The sequence below is a fragment of the Pseudomonas sp. Os17 genome (assembly GCF_001547895.1).
Classification (GTDB): domain Bacteria; phylum Pseudomonadota; class Gammaproteobacteria; order Pseudomonadales; family Pseudomonadaceae; genus Aquipseudomonas.
In genome coordinates this window covers 300,459-321,525 of record NZ_AP014627.1, presented here as the reverse complement: position 1 = coordinate 321,525, position 21,067 = coordinate 300,459, and the positions used below count along the sequence as shown (strand labels likewise).

Genomic DNA, 21,067 nt, shown 5'->3' with positions numbered 1-21,067 from the left:
CGCTGCCGCAGGCTGCGATCGGCTCCGCAGGCGGCGCCAAGCCAGGCGCCGCGGTGGGTCAGTGGCCCCGTGGATTGAGGTTTGGCGTCTCCTGCGGAGCCGATCGCAGCCTTCGGCAGCGGCTACAAATGCCAGTGCCGGGATTGAGATCGAGTATCGAAGTTCACGCCAGCAGCAGACGCTCCAGAGCCGCTCGCAACGCGGGCGGAATCGGCACCGGCTGGTTTGACTCCCGATCCACGAACACATGGACGAAACGCCCCGCCGCACAGGCATCCGCCTCTCCCGCCTTGAACACCGCCAGTTCGTACTGCACCGAACTGTTGCCCAGTTTGCCGACCCGCAGGCCGATCTCGATTCGCTCGGGGAAAGCGACGGACGCAAAGTAGTCGCAAGCCGAGCTGACCACGAATCCCACCACCTCGCCCCCATGAATATCCAGGCCGCCCTGTTCGATCAGGTAGGTATTCACCGCCGTGTCGAAGAAGCTGTAGTAGGTGACGTTGTTCACATGGCCGTAGACGTCGTTGTCGTGCCAGCGGGTGATGATTGGCTGGAAATGGCGATAGTCGCCGCGTTGCGGCATAGGCTCGGACATCGGGGCTCTCTCCCTTGGATTGCAGACCGGACGATCGGCTGATCGCCGGGCATTTCACCGCAGACGGCCAAGCCTGGGCAAACCCTTTTGCAGCGATCGCCCCGCCGGCCAGTCACGCCGCCAGATGAGCCTCGCACCACTCACGTACCGCGGCGTAAGGGTAATCCTCCAATGCCGCGAAACCGGGAATGCTGCGGGCCTTGAGCTTGGTGAACAGCGGCACGCTGATGCCGCAGAGAAAGCGCGTCAGCCGCTCGGCTCCGGGTACATCGCCGGTGTGCTGCTGATGCCTGTGGATAAAATCGCCGCACAGCCCGTCGAAGTTTTTATCCACAAGCGCCGGCAGTGCGGGTGGCTCCGGCAGTCGCGCCACCTGGCCGTGACAGACCGAACAATGCCCACAACGCTGGGGCGCCTGATCGTCACCAAAATACTGCGCCAGGCGGTGCCCCAGGCACTGCTCGGTGGCGAACAGGTCGAGCATGGCGTGAATCCGCGCAATCTCGCCGCCCTCATGCCGGGTGAAATAAGCGTGCAAGTCCGTGCTCAAGGCCCCGGCGTCGAAGTCGGTTTGCAGCAGGCTGTAGACCTCGGTCATCTGCTTGCTTTCCAGCTCCACCCAACCCTTTTCCTGGAAGTAATCCAGGGCCTTGACCACCCGGGTGCGCGGTGCCTGGTACTGCTCGTAGAGCGCGTCGAAATTCACCGTGGCCCAAGTCCGGGCCCGGCTCGAGGTGTTGATGATGGCTTCGACAAAGTCCCGGCGCTCGCCTTCGAAACGCGCCAGCAGGACCTGGGGCTCCTCAAGAAGCTTGAAACGGTATTCGGCGAAATAGGCGTAGCGCGGAGCGATCAGGCCGCGCAGTTCCAGTTGCACCAGCAGGGTCTTGAGCGGCAACTGGCGAATGTTGCTCTGATCCGCCAGGGGCCCGAGCAGGAACTCCCACTGACCTTCCGGCGCCGACGCCTGCAACTCATCCAGCACGCAGCGGATGCCGCTCAGTTCCGGGGTATCGCCGTAGACGAAATTCTCCAGCACGTTGAGGCTGTCGCGGTTGGCCAGCACCAGGCAGTCCGAAGGCTGGCCGTCGCGCCCGGCGCGGCCGATTTCCTGGCTGTAGTTTTCGATGGACTTGGGCAGGTCGAAGTGCACCACGTTACGGATGTCGCTCTTGTCGATGCCCATGCCGAAGGCGATGGTGGCAACGATGCAGTGGCTGCGCCCTTCCATGAACCGCCGCTGGATCGACTCGCGCTGCTCGTGGGGCAGACCGGCGTGGTAGGCCTCGGCGGCGATGCCCTGGCGGCTCAAGTGCTCGGCGATCTGCTCGGCGGTCTTTTGCAGGGTCACGTAGACAATGCTGGGCTGCCCGGCCCGCTCGCCCATCCACTGCACCAGGCGCCGGCGCTTGTCCGCACCGCGCACCGGCTCTACCAGCAGGTTGAGATTGGGCCGGTAGAAGCCGGTGGTCACCACGTCAGCGGCATCAATGGCGAACTTGGCCTGCATGTCGGCGATCACCTTGGGCGTCGCGGTGGCCGTGAGCAACAGGGCCTGGGGAATCCTGAACTGGCGCTGGTAGTCCGGCAGCTTCAGGTAGTCGGGACGGAAGTTGTGGCCCCACTCGGAGATGCAGTGAGCCTCATCCACCACCAGCAGGGAGATGGGCACCTGCTGCAGAAAGTTGCGGAAGCGCTCGTTCTTCAGGCGCTCCACCGAGATCATCAGGATCTTCAGCTCACCGGAGCGGGCCCGGGCCATGACGTCATTGGCTTCATCGCGGCCCTGGGCCGAGTCGATGCTGGCGGCGGCAATGCCGTGACGCTGGAGAAAGGCCAACTGGTCCTGCATCAGCGCCAGCAGCGGCGAGACCACCAGGGTCAGGTGCGGCAGCAGCAGGGCCGGCAATTGGTAGCACAGGGACTTGCCGGAGCCGGTGGGGAAGATTGCCGCCGCCGAGCGTCCGGCCAGTACCGCGCTGACCGCGGCCTCCTGGCCCGGACGAAACTGTGGATAACCGAAGACCTGTTCGAGGGTGCTGTGCATAAGGGTCACTCCTTTGACCGCTGACCTGTGTTGAAGACTAGCGGCACAGGTCGGCGGGTCGAGAAAAGGTCGCGCAAAAACGGATACCGGATGCTACCGGGCGATAGCGCTTTGCCTCACAGCCCCGCCCCTGGGCGCCGGCTGGCCGGCGCCCAGGGGCGAAGCAAGTGGCCAACCCTAACGCAGGTTCCGACAGTCCAGCCATTGCACGCCATTGTGCCGATTGGCCTCAAGCAGTGCCGGCACCGCCCGGGCGGCCTTGGCGTGGGTGTCATGAAACAGAATGATGCCGCGGCGCCAGAGCAGCATCAGGGTCTGCACCCGTTGGGCGGCGGCCGTGGCACTGACCTTCTTGCTCCAGTCCTGGGAGTCGATGTTCCACAGCATCAGCTGCAGCCCCTGAGCCTTGAAGAACCCGGCACTGTCGCTGCGACGCTGGCCGTAGGGCGGGCGAAACAAGGGCAGGTACTGGTCCGCCAGAGTGCGATTGGCCAGGTTGGCGCTGTGGATCACCGAGTTCTGCCACTCGCGCCATGAGGCGTGGGATTTGTGCTCCCAGCCATGTATGCCCACGCACTGGCCGTCATACAGCTCGCGCATCTGCAAGGCCGAGGACTGGCTCAGGCGTGCCTGGAACGAGTCCCCCAGCACAAAGAACAGGCTGTGCAGATCCTGGGCACGCAACACATCGATCAACGGGTCGGTGCGTCCATCGCGCGCAGTCGGGCCGTCGTCGAACGTCAGCAGGAACTGCCGGTCCGCCAGCTCATCCCCCAGTTGCTCCGCTGGGTCCATCCGCCGGATTTCGCTGCTGACGGTGGGAAACAGCGCCGCCAGACGCAACTGCTCGTTCAGGTACTGCTGGTGAAACACTGCGCTGGCCTCGGCCCAGTGCTCATAGCTGGCCTTGCTGCCAGCGGTGAGGCTGGCCACCAACTGCCGCAGCTCCCCCAGGTTGCGCACCGGCAGGCAGAACGGCATGCCCTCGCAGTCCTGGCTGGCCAGGCGATAGTTGTTCAGCAACAGTTCCCAGAAGCGCTGGCGCACCTGATTCACCGACTTCAGGTCCAGTTGCCTGACGCCCAGGCGCTGCTTCAAGGCCGGCTCGTCCAAGGCTTCACTGTCCAGCAACGCCTTGCCGAACATCAGGATCTCGCCCCGTGAAGCGCTGTCAAAATCCTCTGGCCGGGTCAGGGAATTGGGCCAGCCACTGCGGTCGATGGTGGCGAACATCTGCGGCCCGGCCGCCTGTGCCACACCGCCGGACAGGCACAGCGCCAGCAACCAGGGGAAAACACGAAATCGCATATCAACCTCCATAAATGCACAACGCGCCACTGCCGGCGCGTTGTGGAGATAACTTCTGCCTGTGTGATCAGCGGTTTTGCAGCCGCTCTATGGCCTTGTCGTACACCGGGTTGGCCTTCTGCTCCCAGGCCTTTTGGTAGTGCTCAAGCGCCGTGGCCAACTGCCCGGCGTCCTCGTAGATGCGCGCCATGTCGTAGTAGGCACTGGCGCGAATGGTCGATGCGGCCGGGCCACTGGCCAGGGCGATGGCCTTGCGGTCCGCGGCTATGGCCTCGTCGGGGCGGCTGTTCTTGCGATTGGCCAGGGCCAGGTTGCTGTAGGCCTGGGCAAAGCCCGGGTCGAGCTCGATGGCTTCGCTGTAGAAGATCCGCGCCCCGCCGAAATCGCCCTTGCGGTAAGACTCCTCGCCCTTGAGGTTGAGGCTCTTGGCATCCACCGGCCCGAAGTCCGCACCCACCACTTCATCGATGGACTTGGCATTTTCCAGCAGCGGGTCAAGAACGCTCATGACCGATTCCGGCTCCTCGCTGCCTAGCATCAGCCGATCGATATCCTGCAGGCGGCCATCGGCGGTCAGGCGAAACACCACCCACAGATTGCCCTTGCGGTTCTGCGGCACGCGGTAGCTGCGGATCAGCGCAGCGCCTTTATAGACAAAGACCCGCGCCTGACTGCGGCCCAGGCGCAACGCTTCGTAGGTGGTGCTGTTGGTGAAGTCGTGCACGGCAAAAACGTAGGCGTCGCCCGGCACACGCTGGTCGATGGTGATGGTCTCCGGCCGGCTGCTGTCGCTGCTGTCCGATTCCAGACGAGCTCCGGGTCCCTTGCCGGTGGCGAAGTACAACAGCTTGTGGGGATAACTCAGGTGGGCATCGAGGTCCTCCCCCGGCGCGCTCCAGCTCAGCACTATCCGCAGGCTTTCCGGGTTGTCCAGCACCGGGCTCAGGGCGTAGTTGAGTCCCTGGCAAGGACACTTGACCCGCAGGTCGGCGTAACCGGCCTTACGGATCAGCAGCTCACTGGCCGGCGAATCGGCCACCTGGGCCGCCAGGGTGACCCGGCCCTGGGCATCGGTGCTACCTGCTACCTGAGTCGCGCCCTGTTGCAGCTGCACCTGGACATCGGCCAGTGGCGCGCCCTTGGCCACCGCGTCCAGCACCTGAATCGACAGGGCCTGAGCCTGTACCGAACCTGCCAGCATCCCTAGCCACAACAGCGCCGCGAGGCGAAAAAAAGCCATAACAAAATCCCTGTAGATAAGGATGACCGGGCCTCTATCCCGGCCCACCAGCCAGCGGCGAACCATACACAGTTTTGCCCGGCAATGCTCGGTCCCACCCGGGAAATCGCGGGTAAAAAGGCCCGCACGTCGTCTCGGGGCGAGCGGCTTGCGCAGCCGCCCGCCGACTTGCAACGCTGCCGGAGAATCGCCGTACACTGCCCCTTCTCAAACACCGCAAGTGAACCCGATCATGCAACTGGCCCCCGGCTTTCCCGACGACCTCGCCATGCGCCAACTGCTGCAGCTGCTGCATGAGGAAATCGGCCTGCCCGAGCGCAAGACCCTGCGCCTGAGCACCGCCATCAACCTCGACCTGGGCTGCGACGGCGCCGATGCCCGGCATTTGCTGCTGGCCCTGGAAGAGCAGTTCGGCATCGATTTTGTCGACTTCGACAGCTACCGCTACTTCCAGCCCGAAGGCTTCGACCCGTTCCAGAAACGCCGGGCCAAGGGCCGGGGCGACAAGGTGCCGCTGACCATCGGCATGCTGTACCAGGCGATCCGGCAACAGCACTGGGACACCCAGGTGCTGGAAGCGCTCTAACTGCGCAACCATGGCTTCATGCTCGAACCCGGACGCGGCTGGCGCCTGTCACCGGCCTACGACATGAACCCCTGCGCCCACGCCAACGGGCTGAAACTCAACATCAGCGAAGCCGACAATGCGCTGGACCTTGAACTGGCGCGGGAAGTAGCGGCATATTTCCGCCTCGGTCGTGCAGAGGCAGAAGGCATCATCGAACACTGCCAGAGCGTGGTTCGCCAATGGCCCACCCTGGCCCGGGCCCTGGGGCTGTCCCGGCGTGAACAAGAACGCATGGCGCCGGCGTTTCGACTCGCACAGCAGTAAACAGCGCGGCCGTTGGACTCCTCCAACCCGTCAATCGACAAGGACAGTCAGTGGACGTATTGATGGGCTTGCTCGCCGCCCTGCTCTGGGGCGGCACCGATTTTCTCGTGGGGCTCAACGTCCGCGCCGTGGGCGTGAAACGGGCAGTGTTCTTCAGCCAGAGCCTGGGTTTCACCCTGATGAGCCTGCTGCTGGTGATCTTTCCCGCCATCCTCTACAAGGCCATGGCCGCGCCCGCGCAAGTCTGGCTGATGGGCGTGCTCGCCGCGGCCTTTACCGTCTCCGGCGCCCTGGCCCTGGGCAAGGCCTTCGCCCTGGGCAAAGCCTCCATCGTCGCCCCATTGGTGACCTCCTACGGCGTGGTCACCACCCTGCTGTCCTGGGCCAGCGGCGAACAGATCAGCCTGCTGCAACTGCTGTGCATCCTCGTGTGCGTGATCGGCGTCATCCTCTCCAGCCTGCACTCGGACAGTAAACTGCCCCACAGCACCGCCGCCGGCCGCTCGATCTTCTTCGCCCTGCTCTCGGCCATTCTGTATGGCACCAGCTTCTGGCTGCAGGGCCGCTACACCCTGCCGCAACTGGGGCCGATCAGCATGCTCTGGCTGGGTTACGGGGTGGGCAGCGGCGTGATGCTGCTGATGGTGCTCAAAGTCGTGGACGGGCTGAAGATCCCGCCGCTGAAAAACTGCGGCCTGCTGGCCTCCACCAGCCTGATGAACCTGGGCGCGTTCTTCGCCTTTTCCTGGGGCGCCATGAGCGGCTCGGTGTCGGTGGTGACGGTGATCAGCACCCTGTCCGGCGGCATCGCCGCGGTGCTGGGCTATGTGTTCTTCAAGGAGCGGCTGACGGCGGTACAGGTGACGGGAGTGGTGCTGGTGTTGTTGGGGGCGTTGGTGTTGCACTTGAAGACGTGAAGCGAACGGCTATTCGCAGCCCATAAAAGACACGCCCTACAGAAAGCATCGAATTCTGCTGATGGAGAGCACTGAGCGATCGAACCTATAGTTCGGACATCGCTGAAAGATACAGCGAGCGGGTTTGGTCACCCGAGAACAGCAAAACGCACCACACCTCGCGGGTGCATCTGTTTACGACCTGAAGTGACCCATCCCATGAACGCAATGAACCTTGATCGAACCCGCTATCAACCGCTCAAGAGCAACTTCACCGACACTCCGGCCCTGGTAATCGATACCCAGGCCGATGCCCTGGACCTGTATAGCTGCGCAAGACAACGCCTACGGGCGGCCTCCGACTTACTGGAAACCCTCACCTGCCTGAGCTTTGATCAGGCGGACAGCAAAGACACCACCCACGTCGTCAACGCGCTTTATCTGTTGGTGCAGGACGGCTGTGATCTGCTGGAGCACGCCCACCTGCGCATGCCCTGAGCCACTCCGATCTCAAATAGCAGGTACAAAAAAGCCGCCCCGAAGGGCGGCTTTTTCATGACAGGCCGAAGCTTACAGCTTTGGACCTGCAGCCTTGATCGCGTCGCTCACGTCGAACTTCTTGAAGTTCTCGATGAACAGGCCGGCCAGGGCCTTGGCGGCTTCGTCGTAGGCGGCTTTGTCAGCCCAGGTGTTGCGTGGGTTGAGCAGGCCGGTTTCAACGCCCGGTACGGCTTTCGGCACGTCCAGGTTGACGATGTCCAGGTGCTCGGTCTCGGCACCGATCAGCGCGCCGCTCTGGATCGCTGCAATCACGCCACGGGTGGTGGGGATGTTGAAGCGTTTGCCCACGCCGTAGCCACCGCCGGTCCAGCCGGTGTTGACCAGGTAGACCTTGGAGCCGAAGCCGCGGATGCGCTTGATCAGCAGCTCGGCGTATTCGCCGGCCGGACGCGGGAAGAACGGGGCGCCGAAGCAGGTGGAGAAGGTCGACTTGATGCCCGAGCCCGAACCCATTTCAGTCGAGCCCACCAGCGCGGTGTAGCCGGACAGGAAGTGGTAGGCGGCTTGTTCTTCGCTGAGGATCGACACCGGTGGCAGTACGCCGGTCAGGTCGCAAGTCAGGAAGATCACCGCGTTAGGCTCGCCACCGAGGTTCTTCGGTGCGCGTTTTTCGATCAGCTCGCGCGGGTAGGCGGCGCGGCTGTTCTGGGTCAGGCTGTCGTCGGCGTAGTCGGCTTTCTTGGTGACCGGGTCGATCACCACGTTTTCCAGTACGGCGCCGTGCTGGATGGCTTTCCAGATCACCGGCTCGTTCTTTTCCGACAGGTCGATGCACTTGGCATAGCAACCGCCTTCGATGTTGAACACCACGCCCACGCCCCAGCCGTGTTCGTCGTCACCGATCAGGTAACGGCTTTCGTCGGCCGACAGGGTGGTCTTGCCGGTGCCCGACAGACCGAAGAACAGGGTCACGTCGCCGTCTTCGCCCATGTTGGCGGCGCAGTGCATCGGCAGCACGTCGGCAGCCGGCAGCAGGAAGTTCTGCACGGAGAACAGGGCTTTCTTCATCTCACCGGCGTAGCGCATGCCGGCGATCAGCACTTTCTTGGCCGCGAAGTTGAGGATCACGGTGCCGTCGGAGTTGGTGCCGTCGCGCTCAGGTTCGCAAACGAAGTTTGGCGCGTTGAGGATCTGCCACTCATCTTTGCCACCGGCGTTGTACTGCTCGGGGTTGATGAACAGGCAACGGCCGAACAGGTTGTGCCAGGCAGTCTCGGTGGTCATTTTCACTGGCAGGTAGTGCGCCGGATCGGAACCTACATGCACGTGGGAAACAAAACGCTCGCGCTCGCCCAGGTAGGCTTCGACGCGGTCCCACAGGGCGTCGAACTTGGCCGCCGGGAACTTGCGGTTGATCGGGCCCCAGGCGATAGCGTCCTGGGTGGTGGGCTCTTCAACGATGAAACGGTCCACTGGCGAACGGCCGGTACGATGACCGGTGCGAACCACCAGAGCGCCGGTATCGGCCAGTTCGCCCTCACCGCGGTTCAGGGCTTCTTTGACCAGATCATCCACACTCAGATCGGTGTACACGGCGTTATTGGCTTGCGTCATGAGGTTCCCCGTCGGCCATTGGCCGAGTGCTCCAAACGTTTTGTAGTAGAAACTCGCGCACTACTACCGCGAAAAAAGTGCGCCGGATTATGCCAGAAAAGCCCAAAAATAGTAGGGTCCTCCCGTCAGTACGGCGTAATTCCGGCGTTTGCCAGGTGATTTACCTGCGCTGAACCGTTTTAGTGACGAGTATCTGACGGCGTGTCGACGCCCGCACCGGCAAACAATTGCGTGATATCGGCGGCATCGAACAGGTAGCGTTCATTGCAGAACTGGCAATCGATCTCGATGCTGCCGCCGTGTTCCACCACCAGTTTCTGCGCATCTTCGAGCCCCAGGCTGACCAGCGCATTGCCCGAGCGCTCGCGGGAGCAGCTGCAGCGGAAGCGCAGCGGTTGCACGTCGAACAGGCGCACGGCCTCTTCGTGGTACAGGCGGTGAAGCACGGTTTCGTTGTCCAGGCTCAGCAGTTCATCGGCAGTCAGGGTGCTGGCCAGGGCGGTGAGGTGCTGCCAGTTGGCTTCGCGCTCTTCCGGATCGCGCAGGCGATCGGCAGGCAGTTGTTGCAGGAGCAGGCCGCGGGCATTGCGGCCGTCGGCGTAGAGCCAGAAACGGGTGCCGGTCTGCTGCGACATGACGAAGTAGTTGGTGAAGCATTCGGCCAGGGTGGCGCCGTCCAGGTCGACGATGCCCTGGTAACGCTGGCCCTGGGTCGGGTCCACGGTCAGGGCCAGGACGCCGTTGGGCATCATGTCGGCAAGGGTCGCGTCAGGGGCGATCTGCGACGCGTCGTAGCGGGCCAGGCCGCGGATCTCGCGGTTGCTGGAGCACTCGATCATCAGCAACGGCACCGGGCCTTCGGAGCGGGCCTGGAGAATCAGCAAGCCATCGAACTTCAAGGTGCCAACCAGCAACGACGCCGCCGCCATCAGCTCGCCGAGCAGCTGTGCCACCGGCTCGGGATAGGCGTGTTTGGCGAGGACTTCAGCGTAACTGCGCTCCAGCGCCACCAGCTCGCCGCGGGCGTCGCTCTCATCAAAGATGAAGCGTTGAGTGAAGTCGGTATCCGGCAAATCAGTCATAGGTCTGGGTATCTGAATGATGACAAAAAGGTTACAAGCACCGAAAATTGCGGTTTTGCACCATAAGGGTGCAGTTTTCGCGGTGATTGGAGATATTTTATGAACAATCCGGGTTTGTTCCAAGCAAGGTGGAACCTCGGCAAGCTGGTTCTGTGCAATTTACTCCCTTTGGCCCTGCTGGGATTCTGGTTGTGGCCAACCGGGCAGATGTACTGCCTGATGTTCGACGAGTGGCTGTTCCGTCACCTCAACACCCCCCTGGCAACCAACCCCACCTGGCTGCATATCTGGGCGGTGGCCAGCCTGCGCCCCTTCGATATCGTGGTGGGGCTGATCATGCTCGGCCTGCTGATTCGCGGTGATTGGGTGTTCAAGGCGGTGGACGTGCGCCGGGCGTTTTTCGGCTTCCTGTCGATCCTGATTCTTATGGTGGTGATTCGCGCGCTGTTTTCCAAGTTGGTGGCGCTGATGAATTGGCAACACAACAGCCCGTCCATGGTGCTCGAAGGGGCCGTGCACATGAGCGACTACTTCCCCGGCTGGGAGAAGACCTGGGAACTCAAGGACCGCTCCAGCCAGAGCTTCCCCGGCGACCACGCTTCGGTGCTGCTGATCTGGGGGCTGTTCATGGGGATCTTCAGCCGCAGCGTCGGCCAGTTCCTGATCGTCTGGTGCCTGACCCTGCTGTTCATGATGCCGCGCCTGGTGGCCGGCGCGCATTGGGGCCAGGACGACTACATCGGCGGCGTGCTGCTGGCGCTGCTGGCCCTGGGCTGGGGTTACTACACGCCGTATGCGGCGCGGATGTCGAACTTCCTGCTGCGCCTGACGCACCCGCTGTTCAAGCTGATGAGCCGGATGCCGCTGCTGTCGCGCATGAACGTGGTCCGCGCCAGCAGCCTGCTGCGCTGATCAAACCTCGTAGGAGCCGGCTTGCCGGCGAAGGCGTCCTCAAGGGCCCATTCGCCGGCAAGCCGGCTCCTAGGCTTTCATTCGTGGCTGCTGCCGTGGAATTTGAATAGATCGCGGCGCTGTTTCTTGCTCGGTTTGCCATCGGTACTGACGCCCAGGGCGCCAGCCTTGCGCTGGGCCGCAGCGGTTTCGCGTTTGGCGATGCTGGCTTCGGTTTCCGTGTAGAGCGTCTGCGCTTCGGGCGCCCCCCGGCGAACGATGGAAAGGGCCTGGACCACCACGGTGCGCTCATCGAAGCCGGCGCGAATCTGGTATTCATCACCTACCCGCGGCTCCTTGCCCGGTTTGCAGCGCTCGCCACGGTGATGCACCTTGCCGCTTTCGATGGCCGCCTTGGCCAGGGCGCGGGTCTTGTAGAAGCGCGCCGCCCACAGCCATTTATCCAGACGAACCTTGTCCTCTTCTTCCTGCTTGTGCGCCACTGGAATTCCTCTTGCTGAAAAATGTCGCAACGGTAGAGCCTGCAAACGGGCTCTCATATACCCTGCCGCTCACCTAAAATAACCCAGGTTGCGCCCTGATACGCGAGGAGTCACCGTGACTGATTTCCCCACATCCCTGACCTCGCCGGGCAACCGCTGCGAAGGCTGTCAGCAAAGCCAGCCGCTAGGCTTCGATTTTTCCTTCGCCTATCAACCCATAGTCGATCTGCGCGACCGCTCGATCTTTGCTCATGAGGCCCTGGTGCGCGGGGTCAATGGCGAAGGCGCCCACACCGTGCTGGAGCAGATCGACGACAGCAACCGCTATCGCTTCGACCAACGCTGCCGGACACTGGCCATCACCACGGCCGCACAGCTGGGGATGCAAAGCCACCTGTCGATCAACTTCATGCCCAACGCCGTGTACCGCCCGGAACTGTGCATTCGCAGCACCCTGGAAGCCGCCCGCGCCCAGCACTTTCCCCTGGACCGGCTGATTTTCGAAACCCTGGAAAGCCAGCACGTAGATAACAGTCGCCATTTGACCCATATTCTGCGTGAATACCGCGAATTCGGCTTCAAGACCGCCATCGATGACTTCGGCGCGGGATACTCGGGGCTGAACTTGCTGGCGAATTTCCAACCCGACCTGATCAAGCTCGACATGGCGCTGATTCGCGATGTCGACCAGGATCGCGTACGCCAGGCGATCGTCCGCGGGATTGTCACAATCTGTGCGGAGTTGGGGGTTACAGTCATTGCCGAAGGCATTGAAAGCGCTGGTGAACGAGACTTTCTCAGCGACTGTGGAATTTACCTGATGCAGGGTTACTGGTTCGCCAAACCTGCATTCAAAGCCCTGGCCGAGGTTTCGGCCGCGGCCTGGAAAAGCTAATTGCGGATTTCCCCTATTTGAAGACTTTTGACCATTTGACCGTTGTCGGTCTGCGCGAGTGGGTGGCGCTTCCTGATCTGGGAGTGGCCGGCCTGCGCGCCAAGATCGACACCGGCGCCAGTACCTCCAGCCTGCATGCCACCGAGATCGAGCCCTTCGAGCGCGACGGTGAACAGTGGGTGCGTTTCAATGCCCATCTGGGCAGCGTGGTGCAATTGCGTCACCGACGGTGCGAAGCGCCACTGGTGGCGATGAAGACCATCAAGAGTTCCAACGGCCAGGCTCAGGTGCGCTATGTGATCAGCACCACCCTGGCCCTGGGCGATCGCGTGTGGCGGGTGGAATTCACCCTCGCCTGCCGCAAGGCCATGCGCTATCGCCTGCTGCTGGGCTCCAAGGCCCTGATCGACGGCCAACTGGTGGTCAATCCGGGCCTCAAATACGTACAAGACAAACCGGTGTTCCCGGTATCCACTACCTCTGCCACAGGTGTTGCATGAAGATCGCTGTGCTGTCGCGTAACCCGCGTCTGTATTCCACTCGTCGCCTGGTCGAGGCCGGCACCGAGCGTGGCCATGAAATGGTAGTGGTCGATACCCTGCGCGCCTACATGAACATCGCCAGTCACAAACCGCAGATCCATTACCGCGGCAAGCCCCTGGAAGGCTTCGATGCGGTGATCCCGCGGATCGGTGCTTCGGTGACCTTCTATGGCTGCGCGGTGCTGCGCCAGTTCGAGATGATGGGTGTCTTCCCCCTCAACGAATCGGTGGCCATCGCCCGCTCCCGGGACAAGTTGCGTTCGCTGCAACTGCTGTCGCGGCGTGGCATCGGCCTGCCAGTGACCGGTTTTGCCCATTCGCCGGACGACATTCCCGACCTGATCGAAATGGTCAACGGCGCGCCCCTGGTGATCAAGGTGCTGGAAGGCACCCAGGGCATCGGCGTGGTGCTGTGTGAAACCGCCACCGCAGCGGAATCGGTGATCGAGGCCTTCATGGGCCTGAAGCAGAACATCATGGTTCAGGAATACATCAAGGAAGCTGGCGGCGCCGACATTCGCTGCTTCGTGGTGGGCGACAAGGTGATCGCGGCGATGAAGCGCCAGGCCAAGCCGGGTGAGTTCCGCTCCAACCTGCATCGCGGCGGTAGCGCCAGCCTGATCAAGATCACCCCGGAAGAACGCATGACCGCGCTACGGGCGGCCAAGGTCATGGGCCTGAGCGTGGCGGGGGTGGATATCCTGCGCTCCAATCACGGGCCGCTGGTGATGGAAGTCAATTCCTCGCCGGGCCTGGAAGGCATCGAGACCACCACCGGCAAGAACGTGGCAGGGATCATCATCGAGCACATCGAGAAAAATGGCGGGCCGAACATGACCCGGACCAAGGGCAAGGGCTAAGGGGTACGCTCGATCGGCGGTCCCTGTAGCCACTGCCGCAGGCTGTGACTGGCTGCACAGCAGTCGCGCTTGTGGGCCGCGCAAGGGCCTTCGGCCCTTATCGCAGCCTGCGGCAGCGGCTACAGGTATTCAGTCTGCATCGCGTGGCAGCAACAAGCCCAACGGCAAGCGCACTCGCGCTTCAAGGCCGCCATCGGGGCGATTGCGCAGTTCAACGTTGCCGCCGTGCATGGCGGCAATCCGCTTGACGATGGCCAGGCCCAGGCCGGTGCCCTTGCCGCCCCGGGCACGATCGCCACGGGTGAAGGGGTTGAAGATCGCTTCCAGCTCCGAAGGGTCGATCCCTGCGCCACGGTCCATCACGCTCAGCACCACATACGGTGCATTGATGTCACCGGACACATAGGCCGCCACCTCGACATCGGTTCCCGCGTGATTCAAGGCGTTGCCAATCAGGTTGTTGAGCAGGCGCTTCATCGATACCCGGCGCAGCGGGAACGGCTGGATCGGCTCCAGGCGCAGGTGCACCCGTTCCTGGTTCTGGTTGTAGGGCGCAGCCACTTCACGCACCAGATCGCTCAAGTCCACCTCTTCCACCGACTCGTCGCGGCCGTCGCGGATGAAGGCCAGGAACTGATCGAGAATGGCGTCCATGTCCTCGATGTCCCGCACCATGTCGTCGGTCAGGTCGGTGTGCGCCCCCATCAGCTCAAGCGACAGGCGCAAGCGGGTCAGCGGCGTGCGCAGGTCGTGGGACACACCCGCCAGCATCAGTTCCCGCTCACGCCCGGCCTGCTCCACATCCTCGGCCATCTGGTTGAAGGCGCGGTACACCTCGGTCATCTCGCTCGGCGTATCGCTGATCGGCAGGCGCACGCTGCGTCCCTGGCCCAGTTGCCGGGCGGCGTAGACGAGGCGCTTGAGCGGTTGGTTGAGCTGGCTGACGAAGATCCACGCCGAGGCGGTGGACAGCAGGCCGATGGCGAGGAACCAGCCCAGCACGCTCCAGATCTTCTGCCCCCGCAGCGGATGCGGATACAGCGGCACCTTGAGCCAGCCATCCCCCAGGCTCGGCGCCCGCACCCAGAGCGCCGGCGGCGCATGCATGCGCAGGCGCACCTCGGTGTCGGCGCCCAACTCGGCCTGCATCTGTCGCTGGTAGATCTCGCTGTAGGGCCAGTGCTGCTCGCCGGCCGGCACGCCGCTGCCCACCACCTTGATCAGCCCGGCGGCCTCGGCGATCTGGTCGCGGTTGGACTCATCGGCGGCCCAGTAGGCGCGCAGGGTCAGGGCCACACCGTGGCTGTACTGCCGGTCCACCAGCACGTCCTCGTTCATCAACAGATAAACCAGGGTCAATGCCTTGGAAAACAGCACCACGATCAGCACCAGCCACAGGGTGCGGGAGAAGAAACTCTGGGGGAACCACAGCGGGGTTTTCATAACAGCCAATACACACTTTGCAGGAGCGGCTCGCGCTCGCGGAGTTGCGGAATGCGAACGCCCGGGTCGTTACCGGCCCGGGCGTTCGCTCCTACAAATCACCTATCACTTGGTCGCGGTGCCATCCGGCACGAAGACATAACCCACGCCCCAGACGGTCTGGATATAACGCGGCTTGGAAGGGTCGGGCTCGATCATCCGCCGCAGGCGGGAGATCTGCACGTCGATGGAACGCTCCAGCGCATCCCACTCGCGGCCACGGGCCAGGTTCATCAGTTTGTCGCGGGTCAGCGGCTGGCGGGCGTTCATCACCAGGGCCTTGAGTACCGCGAACTCACCGGTGGTGAGCATGTGCACTTCATCGCCACGCTTGAGCTCGCGGGTGGCCAGGGACAGTTCGTAGTCACCGAAGGTCACGCTTTCGTCTTCGCTGCCCGGCGCACCCGGCACCGGAGCCGACTGACGACGCAGCACGGCCTTGACCCGGGCCATCAGCTCGTCAGGGTTGAACGGCTTGGCCAGGTAATCGTCGGCGCCCAGCTCCAGGCCCTTGATGCGGCTCAGCTCATCGCCCTTGGCGGTGAGCATGATGATCGGAATCTGGTTGTTGGCACTGCGCAGGCGGCGGCAGGCGGTCAAGCCGTCTTCGCCGGGCAGCATCAGGTCGAGGACCACCAGGTTGAACACTTCGCGACCCAACAGACGGTCCATTTGCTCGGTGTTCGGTACCGCGCGGGCACGGTAGCCCTTGCTGACGAAAAAACGCTCCAGCAGGCTGCTCAGCCCCGGATCGTCGTCAACAATAAGAATTTTTTCGCCTTCAGCAGTTTGTGCAGTGCTGCTCATTGGATGCTCCTCTAATCTCGGTGCGCATTATGGCGTAGCTGCCGTTATACGCACCGTGTGCATTGTTAGCAGATTTTTCCTCTATCGCCAGCAAACCCGCTGTCGGCCTGAGGCCGGCGATCACCCCGAAGACCCTAACGCTGGGTATAATGCGCCGCCTTTTGTGTTGGGCAATATCTGATCAGTACGCCTGCGGCCGGTTTTTTTTATTTGCCTGGGCCGGCAGTATTTTTTCGATTTCACGGGTCAACAGCCAGCCTTTTGATCCAGGTGGCGGCGCGTGCCAGGCCGCTCAACCAGACCCGCCGGGCCTCAACTTCCGTGCCCGCGGGCCTGCTTTCACACATTTGTCAGGTGGTTTTATGGACAGCATCAACAGCCGCATTGCCGAGGAACTCGGCGTACGCCCACAACAGGTCGAAGCGGCCGTCGCTCTATTGGATGAAGGCTCCACCGTGCCCTTCATCGCCCGTTACCGGAAAGAGGTCACCGGCAGCCTCGATGACACCCAACTGCGTCATCTGGAAGAGCGCCTGCGCTACCTGCGAGAACTCGACGAACGGCGGATCAGCATCCTGGCCAGCATCGAAGAGCAGGGCAAGCTGACCCCGGAGCTGGCTCGCGACATCAAGCTGGCCGACACCAAGACCCGCCTCGAAGACCTGTACCTGCCTTATAAGCAGAAGCGCCGCACCAAGGGCCAGATCGCCCTGGAAGCCGGCCTCGGCGAGCTGGCGGACGGCCTGTTCAACGACCCAAGCCTGACTCCGGAAGCCGAAGCCGCGCGCTTCGTCAACGCCGACAAGGGCGTGGCCGACGTCAAGGCGGCCCTGGAAGGCGCCAAGTACATCCTCATGGAGCGCTTCGCCGAAGACGCGGGTTTGCTGGACAAGCTGCGCAACTTCCTCAAGCAGGAAGCCACCCTCAGCGCCCGCGTGGTGGCTGGCAAGGAAGAGGAAGGCGCCAAGTTCCGCGACTACTTCGAACATGACGAACCGCTGAAAAGCATGCCGTCGCACCGCGCCCTGGCGATTTTCCGCGGCCGCAACGAAGGCATTCTCAGCTCCGCGCTGAAAGTCGGTGACGAGCTGCCGGGCACCATGCACCCCTGCGAAGGCATGATCGGCCAGCACGTGGGCATCCAGAACCAGAACCGTGCCGCCGACAAATGGCTGGGTGAAGTGGTGCGCTGGACCTGGAAGGTCAAGCTCTACACCCACCTGGAAACCGACCTGCTGGGCGAGTTGCGCGACAACGCGGAAACCGAGGCGATCAACGTCTTCGCCCACAACCTGCACGACCTGCTGCTGGCCGCTCCGGCCGGCCCGCGTGCCACCCTGGGCCTGGACCCGGGCCTGCGTACCGGCTGCAAGGTGGCGGTGGTGGATGCCACCGGCAAACTGCTGGACCACGCCACGGTCTACCCCCACGTGCCGCACAACAAGTGGGACCAGACCCTGGGCATCCTCGCCGCGCTGTGCGCCAAGCACTCGGTGGACCTGATCGCCATCGGCAACGGCACCGCCAGCCGCGAGACCGACAAGCTGGCCGCCGAACTGATCAAAAAATACCCGGCCATGAAGATGACCAAGGTCATGGTGTCCGAAGCCGGTGCATCGGTGTACTCGGCCTCGGAGCTGGCGGCCAAGGAATTCCCGGACCTGGACGTGTCGATCCGTGGCGCCGTATCCATCGCCCGCCGCCTGCAGGACCCACTGGCAGAGCTGGTGAAGATCGATCCGAAATCCATCGGTGTCGGCCAGTACCAGCACGACGTCTCGCAGCTGAAACTGGCCCGTGGCCTGGACGCGGTGGTCGAGGACTGCGTGAACGCCGTGGGCGTCGACGTCAACACCGCCTCCGTGGCCCTGCTGGCGCGGATCTCCGGCCTCAATGCGACCCTGGCGCAGAACATCGTCAGCCACCGCGACGAACACGGTGCCTTCAAGACCCGCGCCGCGCTGAAAAAGGTCGCGCGCCTGGGTGAAAAGACCTTCGAACAGGCCGCCGGCTTCCTGCGCGTGATGAACGGCGACAACCCGCTGGACGCCTCGGCGGTGCACCCGGAAGCCTACCCGCTGGTGCAGCGCATCGCCGCCGACACCGGCCGTGACATCCGCTCGCTGATCGGCGACAGCGGCTTCCTCAAGCGCCTGGACCCGAAGAAATTCACCGACGAAACCTTCGGCCTGCCCACCGTCACCGACATCCTCCAGGAACTGGACAAGCCCGGCCGCGACCCGCGTCCGGAGTTCAAGACCGCCGAGTTCCAGGACGGCGTCGAGGACCTCAAGGACCTGCAACTGGGGATGATCCTCGAAGGCGTGGTGACCAACGTCACCAACTTCGGGGCCTTCGTCGACATCGGCGTGCACCAGGACGGCCTGGTGCACATCTCGGCGCTGTCGGAGAAGTTCATCAAGGACCCGCGTGAAGCGGTGAAGGCCGGCGACGTGGTCAAGGTCAAGGTCATGGAAGTCGACATCCCGCGTAAACGCGTGGGCCTGTCGATGCGCATGAGCGACACCCCGGGCGAGAAGATCGACGGCGCTCGCGGCTCCCGTCCGGGCTCGGCGCCACGCTCGTCCCAGGGCAGCGCACCGCGCAAGGAAACCGCGACTGCAGCCCCGAGCAACAACGCCATGGCCTCGCTGTTCGCCAACGCCAAGCAGTTGAAGAAGCGCTGATGCAGATCCCTGCCGGCCTGACCGAAAGCGCCTTCAGCCAATTGCTCGGCTGCCGTCTGCAACGCCTGGAAACCGGCGAGGCGGACGTTGCCCTGGAGCTGACCCCGCAGTTGCGCAATCGCGGGCAAAAGCTGCACGGCGGGGCGATCTTCAGCCTGGTGGACATTGCCATGGGGCTGGCCTGTTCCAGCACCCACGGCTTTGACCAGCAGAGCGCCACCATCGAGTGCAAGATCAACTACATCCGCGCCGTGAGCGAGGGCCAGGTGCTGTGCCGGGCCAAAGTGATCCACCCCGGCCGCCGCACCCTGGTGGTGGAAGCGGATGTGATCCAGGGCGACAAACTGGTCGCAAAAGCACAAGGCACCTTCGCGGTCCTATAGCTCCCCGTCATGAATTTGGGTTAATTTCGGCGCTGCGAAAGCGGCGTCGGAGTTTTCTGCCCGCGCTAAAGCCAGATTCAGGGATGAAGGATTGGCGTTTTCAAGCGAGTCGGCTTGACTCAAAAACCAGGCGAAAACGCCAGTTTTAACTTCACCCTTGTAGACCGTCCTGCCCACCCCCATATTGGGGCGACTGACGCGTGAAGGAATCCAACTTGAGCGAACTTCTCAACCGCCGCCTGGCTCTGCTCGGCGAGCGCGCTAACCTCTCCCTGCTCGAGCAGTGCCTGCACGGTATCGAACGTGAATGCCTGCGTGTCACCGGCGAAGGCCGCCTGGCACAGACCCCGCACCCGGAAGAACTGGGTTCCGCGCTGACCAACGAACAGATCACCACCGACTACTCCGAGTCGCTGCTGGAGTTCATCACCCCGGCCCTCGCGGACCCGGCGGATACCCTGGCCAGCCTCGACAAGATTCATCGCTTCGCCTACAGCAAGCTCGGCAACGAGTACCTGTGGAGTCCATCGATGCCGTGCCCGTTGCCGGCCGAGGAAGACATCCCGATCGCCTACTACGGCACCTCCAACATCGGTCAGCTCAAGTACGTGTACCGCAAGGGCCTGGCCCTGCGCTACGGCAAGACCATGCAGTGCATTGCCGGGATCCACTACAACTTTTCCCTGCCGGAACAGCTGTGGCCGCGGCTCAAGGAAGCCGAGGGCTTCGTCGGCAGCGACCGTGACTACCAGTCCTCGGCCTATATCGCGCTGATCCGCAATTTCCGCCGCTACAGCTGGCTGCTGATGTACCTGTTCGGTGCCTCGCCAGCCCTGGACGCAGGGTTCCTGCGCGGCCGCTCGCACCAGCTGGAACAGCTGGACGCCGACACCCTGTACCTGCCTTACGCCACCAGCCTGCGCATGAGCGACCTGGGCTACCAGAGCAAGGCCCAGGCCGGCCTGACCCCCTGCTACAACGATCTGAACAGCTACACCGACAGCCTGCGCAAGGCCGTGGCCACGCCCTACGCGCCTTACGTGGCCGTCGGCACCCACAAGGATGGCGAGTGGGTGCAACTGAACACCAACATCTTGCAGATCGAAAACGAGTACTACTCCAACATCCGCCCCAAACGCGTGACCTACACCGGCGAGCGACCGATCCAGGCGCTGATGGCCCGGGGCATCCAGTACGTCGAAGTGCGCTGCCTGGACATCAACCCCTTCCTGCCCCTGGGCATCGATCTGCAGGAAGCCCGCTTCCTCGACGCCTTCCTGCTGTATTGCGCGCTCAACGACAGCCCGCTGTTTGCGAACAACGAGTGCGGCAACGCCACCTCGAACTTCCTCGCCGTGGTCAAGGAAGGCCGGCGTCCGGGCCTGCAACTGCAACGCCAGGGCCAGCCGGTGGAGATGAAGGAATGGGCGGCCGAACTGCTGGAGCAGATCGCGCCACTGGCCGCCCTGCTCGACCAGAGCCACGGCAGCGACGTGCACAGCAAGGCGCTGGACGCCCAGCTGGCCAAGGTCAAGGACTCGTCCCTGACCCCATCGGCCCAGGTGCTGGCGGCCATGAGCGAGCACAAGGAGAGCTTCAGCCAGTTCTCCCTGCGCCAGAGCCAGGCGCATGCCGAGCACTTCCGCAGCCAGGCCCTGAGCAAGGAAGAACAAGCCGCCTTCGAAGACGCGGCGCGCAAATCCCTGGAGCAGCAGACCGAGCTTGAGCAGAACGAAGTGGGTGATTTCGACGTGTTCGTCGGCGCCTACCAGGCCAGCATCCTGGCCATCAGCAACTGACGCTTCACCGCCAAGCCGGCTCCTGCACCCATACCGTAGG

19 protein-coding genes and 1 pseudogene are annotated in these 21,067 nt (G+C 63.2%); 11 read left to right on the top strand and 9 right to left on the bottom strand.

Going from position 1 to position 21,067, the window contains the following annotated elements; translation table 11 throughout:
- Positions 1–163 precede the first annotated feature (163 nt).
- From POS17_RS01475 to POS17_RS01460, 4 genes are all read right to left on the bottom strand, one after another.
- A complete protein-coding gene (locus POS17_RS01475) occupies positions 164–598 on the bottom strand; it encodes an acyl-CoA thioesterase (RefSeq protein ID WP_060837049.1) in 435 nt (144 codons plus the stop codon).
- Between the two features lie 112 nt (positions 599–710).
- Positions 711–2,645, bottom strand: coding sequence for a RecQ family ATP-dependent DNA helicase (locus POS17_RS01470; protein WP_060837048.1), 1,935 nt, complete (start codon positions 2,643–2,645; stop codon positions 711–713).
- A 177-nt stretch (positions 2,646–2,822) separates the two neighbouring features.
- The gene (locus POS17_RS01465; RefSeq protein ID WP_060837047.1) at positions 2,823–3,953 is read right to left on the bottom strand and encodes a polysaccharide deacetylase family protein; all 1,131 of its coding nucleotides are present in this window, start codon (positions 3,951–3,953) and stop codon (positions 2,823–2,825) included.
- 67 nt (positions 3,954–4,020) lie between these two features.
- The gene (locus POS17_RS01460; RefSeq protein ID WP_060837046.1) at positions 4,021–5,193 is read right to left on the bottom strand and encodes a YfaP family protein; all 1,173 of its coding nucleotides are present in this window, start codon (positions 5,191–5,193) and stop codon (positions 4,021–4,023) included.
- A gap of 232 nt (positions 5,194–5,425) precedes the next feature.
- Between POS17_RS01460 and POS17_RS01455 the strand changes: the two genes are divergently transcribed.
- The 4 genes and pseudogenes from POS17_RS01455 (at position 5,426) to POS17_RS01440 (ending at position 7,479) form a co-directional block, all read left to right on the top strand.
- The gene (locus POS17_RS01455) at positions 5,426–5,779 is read left to right on the top strand and encodes a DUF1493 family protein (protein ID WP_060837045.1); all 354 of its coding nucleotides are present in this window, start codon (positions 5,426–5,428) and stop codon (positions 5,777–5,779) included.
- Positions 5,780–6,085 (top strand): annotated as a pseudogene (locus tag POS17_RS01450) (HipA domain-containing protein); the annotation flags it as partial.
- Positions 6,086–6,147: 62 nt separating this feature from the next.
- On the top strand, positions 6,148–7,002 hold the full coding sequence (locus POS17_RS01445; RefSeq protein WP_173655923.1) for a DMT family transporter: 855 nt from the start codon (positions 6,148–6,150) through the stop codon (positions 7,000–7,002).
- Positions 7,003–7,200: 198 nt separating this feature from the next.
- Positions 7,201–7,479, top strand: coding sequence for a hypothetical protein (locus POS17_RS01440; RefSeq protein ID WP_060837042.1), 279 nt, complete (start codon positions 7,201–7,203; stop codon positions 7,477–7,479).
- Between the two features lie 72 nt (positions 7,480–7,551).
- Here POS17_RS01440 and POS17_RS01435 read toward each other — a convergent pair whose 3' ends face one another.
- Both POS17_RS01435 and hslO read right to left on the bottom strand, forming a co-directional pair.
- A complete protein-coding gene (locus POS17_RS01435; RefSeq protein WP_060837041.1) occupies positions 7,552–9,096 on the bottom strand; it encodes a phosphoenolpyruvate carboxykinase in 1,545 nt (514 codons plus the stop codon).
- 179 nt (positions 9,097–9,275) lie between these two features.
- Positions 9,276–10,178 carry an Hsp33 family molecular chaperone HslO gene (gene hslO, locus POS17_RS01430; RefSeq protein ID WP_060837040.1) on the bottom strand — a complete coding sequence of 301 codons (903 nt, stop codon included), beginning with the start codon at positions 10,176–10,178 and terminating at the stop codon, positions 9,276–9,278.
- A gap of 99 nt (positions 10,179–10,277) precedes the next feature.
- Here hslO and POS17_RS01425 point away from each other — a divergent pair, with 99 nt between their 5' ends.
- Positions 10,278–11,090 carry a phosphatase PAP2 family protein gene (locus POS17_RS01425; protein ID WP_060837039.1) on the top strand — a complete coding sequence of 271 codons (813 nt, stop codon included), beginning with the start codon at positions 10,278–10,280 and terminating at the stop codon, positions 11,088–11,090.
- A gap of 77 nt (positions 11,091–11,167) precedes the next feature.
- On the opposite strand, the gene POS17_RS01420 is transcribed toward POS17_RS01425, so the two are convergent.
- On the bottom strand, positions 11,168–11,572 hold the full coding sequence (locus POS17_RS01420) for an RNA-binding S4 domain-containing protein (protein WP_016966989.1): 405 nt from the start codon (positions 11,570–11,572) through the stop codon (positions 11,168–11,170).
- Positions 11,573–11,687: 115 nt separating this feature from the next.
- On the opposite strand from POS17_RS01420, the gene rimA reads away from it, so the two are divergent.
- The 3 genes from rimA to rimK are packed head-to-tail and all read left to right on the top strand — an operon-like array spanning position 11,688 to position 13,869.
- Positions 11,688–12,467 (top strand): S6 modification regulatory phosphodiesterase RimA, encoded by a 780-nt coding sequence (gene rimA / locus POS17_RS01415; protein WP_060837038.1) that lies wholly within the window; start codon positions 11,688–11,690, stop codon positions 12,465–12,467.
- Between the two features lie 17 nt (positions 12,468–12,484).
- Positions 12,485–12,967, top strand: coding sequence for a retropepsin-like aspartic endopeptidase RimB (gene rimB / locus POS17_RS01410; protein WP_060837037.1), 483 nt, complete (start codon positions 12,485–12,487; stop codon positions 12,965–12,967).
- Positions 12,964–13,869, top strand: coding sequence for a 30S ribosomal protein S6--L-glutamate ligase (gene rimK, locus POS17_RS01405; protein ID WP_007931744.1), 906 nt, complete (start codon positions 12,964–12,966; stop codon positions 13,867–13,869). Before rimB ends, rimK begins: the two co-directional genes overlap by 4 nt.
- Positions 13,870–13,998: 129 nt before the next feature.
- Here rimK and POS17_RS01400 read toward each other — a convergent pair whose 3' ends face one another.
- Both POS17_RS01400 and ompR read right to left on the bottom strand, forming a co-directional pair.
- The gene (locus tag POS17_RS01400; RefSeq protein ID WP_060837036.1) at positions 13,999–15,312 is read right to left on the bottom strand and encodes an ATP-binding protein; all 1,314 of its coding nucleotides are present in this window, start codon (positions 15,310–15,312) and stop codon (positions 13,999–14,001) included.
- A 105-nt stretch (positions 15,313–15,417) separates the two neighbouring features.
- Positions 15,418–16,158, bottom strand: coding sequence for an osmolarity response regulator transcription factor OmpR (gene ompR, locus POS17_RS01395; protein ID WP_016966992.1), 741 nt, complete (start codon positions 16,156–16,158; stop codon positions 15,418–15,420).
- 362 nt (positions 16,159–16,520) lie between these two features.
- Between ompR and POS17_RS01390 the strand changes: the two genes are divergently transcribed.
- The 3 genes from POS17_RS01390 (at position 16,521) to gshA (ending at position 21,027) form a co-directional block, all read left to right on the top strand.
- Positions 16,521–18,845, top strand: a complete 2,325-nt coding sequence (locus POS17_RS01390) for a Tex family protein (RefSeq protein ID WP_060837035.1) — start codon at positions 16,521–16,523, stop codon at positions 18,843–18,845.
- Entirely contained in the window at positions 18,845–19,228 is a 384-nt protein-coding gene (locus POS17_RS01385) for a PaaI family thioesterase (RefSeq protein ID WP_060837034.1), read from the top strand. The genes POS17_RS01390 and POS17_RS01385 overlap by 1 nt, the downstream gene beginning before the upstream one ends.
- A gap of 215 nt (positions 19,229–19,443) precedes the next feature.
- Positions 19,444–21,027, top strand: coding sequence for a glutamate--cysteine ligase (gshA, locus tag POS17_RS01380; protein WP_060837033.1), 1,584 nt, complete (start codon positions 19,444–19,446; stop codon positions 21,025–21,027).
- The last annotated feature ends 40 nt before the right edge of the window (positions 21,028–21,067 follow it).

Coding starts and splice junctions, on each gene's coding strand:
- POS17_RS01475 (WP_060837049.1), bottom strand. CDS start 598: ATGTCCGAGCCTATGCCGCAACGCGGCGACTATCGCCATTTCCAGCCA.
- POS17_RS01470 (WP_060837048.1), bottom strand. CDS start 2,645: ATGCACAGCACCCTCGAACAGGTCTTCGGTTATCCACAGTTTCGTCCG.
- POS17_RS01465 (WP_060837047.1), bottom strand. CDS start 3,953: ATGCGATTTCGTGTTTTCCCCTGGTTGCTGGCGCTGTGCCTGTCCGGC.
- POS17_RS01460 (WP_060837046.1), bottom strand. CDS start 5,193: ATGGCTTTTTTTCGCCTCGCGGCGCTGTTGTGGCTAGGGATGCTGGCA.
- POS17_RS01455 (WP_060837045.1), top strand. CDS start 5,426: ATGCAACTGGCCCCCGGCTTTCCCGACGACCTCGCCATGCGCCAACTG.
- POS17_RS01445 (WP_173655923.1), top strand. CDS start 6,148: ATGGGCTTGCTCGCCGCCCTGCTCTGGGGCGGCACCGATTTTCTCGTG.
- POS17_RS01440 (WP_060837042.1), top strand. CDS start 7,201: ATGAACGCAATGAACCTTGATCGAACCCGCTATCAACCGCTCAAGAGC.
- POS17_RS01435 (WP_060837041.1), bottom strand. CDS start 9,096: ATGACGCAAGCCAATAACGCCGTGTACACCGATCTGAGTGTGGATGAT.
- hslO (WP_060837040.1), bottom strand. CDS start 10,178: ATGACTGATTTGCCGGATACCGACTTCACTCAACGCTTCATCTTTGAT.
- POS17_RS01425 (WP_060837039.1), top strand. CDS start 10,278: ATGAACAATCCGGGTTTGTTCCAAGCAAGGTGGAACCTCGGCAAGCTG.
- rimK (WP_007931744.1), top strand. CDS start 12,964: ATGAAGATCGCTGTGCTGTCGCGTAACCCGCGTCTGTATTCCACTCGT.
- POS17_RS01400 (WP_060837036.1), bottom strand. CDS start 15,312: ATGAAAACCCCGCTGTGGTTCCCCCAGAGTTTCTTCTCCCGCACCCTG.
- ompR (WP_016966992.1), bottom strand. CDS start 16,158: ATGAGCAGCACTGCACAAACTGCTGAAGGCGAAAAAATTCTTATTGTT.
- POS17_RS01390 (WP_060837035.1), top strand. CDS start 16,521: ATGGACAGCATCAACAGCCGCATTGCCGAGGAACTCGGCGTACGCCCA.
- POS17_RS01385 (WP_060837034.1), top strand. CDS start 18,845: ATGCAGATCCCTGCCGGCCTGACCGAAAGCGCCTTCAGCCAATTGCTC.